At 61.6% G+C, this 1956-nt stretch carries 3 protein-coding genes and 1 pseudogene; all 4 read left to right on the forward strand.

Annotated elements, in window-relative coordinates; genetic code table 11:
* Positions 1-233 (forward strand): annotated as a pseudogene (locus DRB06_RS16265) (hypothetical protein); the annotation flags it as partial.
* A gap of 163 nt (positions 234-396) precedes the next feature.
* Positions 397-1023 carry a hypothetical protein gene (locus tag DRB06_RS12915; RefSeq protein WP_111820167.1) on the forward strand — a complete coding sequence of 209 codons (627 nt, stop codon included), beginning with the start codon at positions 397-399 and terminating at the stop codon, positions 1021-1023.
* Positions 1024-1063: 40 nt separating this feature from the next.
* Positions 1064-1756 (forward strand): hypothetical protein, encoded by a 693-nt coding sequence (locus DRB06_RS15890; RefSeq protein WP_146750895.1) that lies wholly within the window; start codon positions 1064-1066, stop codon positions 1754-1756.
* 6 nt (positions 1757-1762) lie between these two features.
* The coding region (locus DRB06_RS16400) for a hypothetical protein (protein ID WP_220093030.1) at positions 1763-1956 on the forward strand (194 nt) is incomplete at its 3' end.

A 1956-nucleotide genomic window follows, 5' to 3' on the forward strand; every position in this document is an offset into this window, starting at 1 on the left:
GGAGTGAGGAGAACGACGCCAAGGGTACGGACTGCCTGATCGTGTTCAACCGGTCCAGCGCGCACTTCAAGGACAGCGTCACCCCGGTAGACATCAAAGTGTCCTACGCGATCACCTACACCGCCACCGACGGCGCTTCGGGCTCGATGGACACCCACACCACATCCACAACCACCAACATCCCGGTGGCGGAGATCCAGACGATTATCGTCCAGCCCACCGACGAACCATGAGACGCCCGGGAGAAGACTCTCGTGGGATGGCTGATGGTGGTTCAGGACGGTGACGGCGAAGGGAGGTAGGGAGATGAAGACGGTGCAGTCGCAATCAAGAGGAAGTAGGACCAGAGAACCCGGACGCGCAATCCGGTGGTGGTGGGGTAGGGCCGCTGCGGCCTTGTGCCTGGTAACCTCCCTGGCTGCGTGCGGACTCATTAATGGTTCGGACGAGACCACGCAGCCGCCGGAGACGCCTCTGGCGGATGAGACGATCTGTGGTGTCTTCCCCAACCAGGACCTCCATAACATCCTCGGTTTTGACACCTACTGGTACAGCTACAGCACCAGCCCCACAACGAACGTGGAGACCGGCGAATCCGGCTACAGCTACAGCTGCAACATGGACTCCGACGGCAACCCGTTCGGGTTACTCGAGATCGACTACGGCATCGGTACAGACCTTTATACCAGCGATGGGCTGGTGGAGTTTGATGATATTCCCGTTGAGTACTCCGATACCGCCCGGGAGGTGACTTTCGAGGGTGTGGAGGGTGAGGGTTGGGTGTGGACCGATGGTGTTGAGATCTATGTGGCTTGGCGCTATGACGACACCCAGGTGCTGCTGGCTCGCCTGACATACTGGGGTCCTGAGGAGGGTCTGGATGAGCAGGTGGATAAGTTCCATGCCGTCCTTGAGCCTGCGCTGGCCCAGATACCGGAGTTGGCCTCCGCAACCAGTACGCGCGTCGTAGTTCCCTCGCCCACGCCCGAGGCCGAGGACACGGCCTCCAGCACCGACGACTGATTCCTGTCACTACGCCGAACTCTAAGGAGAACCGTCAAACATGCAACCTTCAACCCGCATATCGCGCCACGGTCGGCACCGCCCGGCGGCTGCTCTGCTGGCACTGTTGCTGGCCTGTGCGCCTCTGGTGGCGTGTTCGTCTGAGGCGGACGATAATCCTCTGAATATCCCTACCTATGATCCGGAGGCTGCGGCGTCGGCGGAGGCGTCTGAGTCGGCTGCCGCGGCGGCGGCCTCCGCGTCGGCGTCTGCTGCCGCCCCTACCCTTGAGTCTCTGTCAGACCAGGAGCTGGGCTACCACATGGTCTCCATCCCCGAAGACCTCACCGAAGCACAGACCAAGGCGCTGGTTGACTACGTCGCCTATGACCAAGTCACCTGGCGCATCTGGTCGACCGGCGAAGGCATCGAGAACCTGCCCACCGTCGCAACAGGCGACGTGCTGGTCACGATTGAGCAGGACGCTCGCTCCCTGAACGGCCAACGCGCGAACCCGCCCTTGCGAGTAACAATCACCGAGGTGTCCGTGGCAGAAGACGGCACCTATGCAGAACTAAACACGTGCAACGACCGCACACAAGTCACTGTCACTGATGCCGACGGCAACGACATCACCGGACCGGATTACCAACGTTACGCCGAATATCATGTAATCATGGTCCCCGGCCCGGACGGTAATTGGCTCACCACCTCGGAGACCTTAGTCTCCAATGATGACTGCACTGTGGAGTGATGCCGGATGCGCACCCGGAAGATCCACGGCCTGCTCGCCGCCGTCCTGACCCTGACGTCCGCACTCTTAATCACCGACAGCCCGCATGCTGGCCAGGCTGATGTAGCCCAGAGTTCGCCTTCGGCCGGTGTCTCGGCTTCCGGTGACGGCGGGGGCTCCATCGAGGCATCGGTGACCGTGACCTACGCCTCTCCCGGTAG

It is taken from the genome of Actinomyces sp. Z5, assembly GCF_003287795.1.
Classification (GTDB): Bacteria; Actinomycetota; Actinomycetes; order Actinomycetales; family Actinomycetaceae; genus Actinomyces; species Actinomyces glycerinitolerans.

Coding starts and splice junctions, on each gene's coding strand:
- DRB06_RS15890 (WP_146750895.1), top strand. CDS start 1,064: ATGCAACCTTCAACCCGCATATCGCGCCACGGTCGGCACCGCCCGGCG.